The organism is Moorena sp. SIO4A1, from assembly GCF_010672065.1.
GTDB lineage: Bacteria > Cyanobacteriota > Cyanobacteriia > Cyanobacteriales > Coleofasciculaceae > Moorena.
The window spans coordinates 1-1,074 of record NZ_JAAHHX010001023.1 but is presented as its reverse complement, the minus strand read 5'-3'; the positions used below and the strand labels follow the sequence as shown (position 1 = coordinate 1,074).

Annotated in this window: 3 protein-coding genes; 2 read left to right on the top strand and 1 reads right to left on the bottom strand. The window is 46.7% G+C overall.

Going from position 1 to position 1,074, the window contains the following annotated elements; translation table 11 throughout:
- Together F6K53_RS44965 and F6K53_RS44960 are read left to right on the top strand one after the other, a co-directional pair.
- Positions 1-350, top strand: a 350-nt coding sequence (locus F6K53_RS44965) for a pentapeptide repeat-containing protein (protein WP_293087599.1), incomplete at its 5' end; no start/stop codon positions are given.
- Positions 351-370: 20 nt separating this feature from the next.
- The gene (locus tag F6K53_RS44960; RefSeq protein WP_293087596.1) at positions 371-667 is read left to right on the top strand and encodes a hypothetical protein; all 297 of its coding nucleotides are present in this window, start codon (positions 371-373) and stop codon (positions 665-667) included.
- Here F6K53_RS44960 and F6K53_RS44955 read toward each other — a convergent pair.
- Positions 651-1,074: hypothetical protein (locus F6K53_RS44955; RefSeq protein ID WP_293087593.1), on the bottom strand; the 424-nt coding region annotated here is incomplete at its 5' end. The genes F6K53_RS44960 and F6K53_RS44955 overlap by 17 nt on opposite strands.

The window sequence follows — 1,074 nt, the reverse complement described above, 5'->3', positions numbered from 1 at the left end:
GTCAGCGATTGCTTCACATTATTAACTACAGCAATACGACAGAGTGTTGGAATTTTATCATCACAATTGGGGCATACCTCAGATATACAGACCTCAGATCTGCATGCCTCAGTCAGGCAGACCTCAGCTCGGCAGACCTCACAGGTGCAGACCTCAGATATACATACCTCAGACAGGCAGACCTCAGCTCGGCAGACCTCACAGGTGCAGACCTCAGACAGGCAAACCTCACGGGGGCAGACCTTGAAAACATTTCCTGGAATGAGGACACCAAGTGGGAGAACGTGCAAGGGTTGGACGAAGCGATTAATGTGCCAGAAGCCTTAAAAAATGACCTAACCTCAAGCTAGCCTGGGTCTAGGGAATTTTTATGGGATTGACCTTTGGTCACGCTACGGGATTGACTGAAAGTCACGCTAAGCGATCGCAAACAAGGGATCGGTCTATGGAATTTTTATGCGATCGCAAACAAGGGATCGGTCTGGGGAGCTACTATGCGATTGACCGAATGTCACGCTACGCGAACGCAAAATCGCAAAATCGCAAATCTAGTTTATCTAGCGCCATACTAATCCTATCCACAGCATTTTTTCCCGACTCCCGACTCCCGACTCCCGACTCCCGACTCCCATTAACCCAATTCAGACCTACTATGTATCTTTGCTAGGACTATTAAAAGATTGATTATAGGGAAACAGAGTATCCAGTAATCGGTTCAAGCTCCCCTGCCCATGAACAGTAGGCTGAGTCTTCGGAGCTGGTGATTCTGTCTGCGACTCCGCCGTCGTCTCAGCTTCAATAGTTTCTGTAGTATTAGTCTGTGTATTATTAGTCTGTGTATTATTAGTCTGTGTATTATTAGTCTGTGTATTATTAGTCTGTGTTGTATCTGTAGCCACCGTAGTATTAGTCTGTGTTGTATCTGTAGCCACCGTATTACTGGTGGATGGCACTTGACCATTCACAGATTCCGTGGTAAAGCTTTGATCAGGTACAGTTGATGACAACTCCTGAGGTTTCTGCTCCAAGCTATCAGGAGTTGGTTGAGACTCTTCCGGTAATGGACGCCCCTTA

Coding starts and splice junctions, on each gene's coding strand:
- F6K53_RS44960 (WP_293087596.1), top strand. CDS start 371: ATGGGATTGACCTTTGGTCACGCTACGGGATTGACTGAAAGTCACGCT.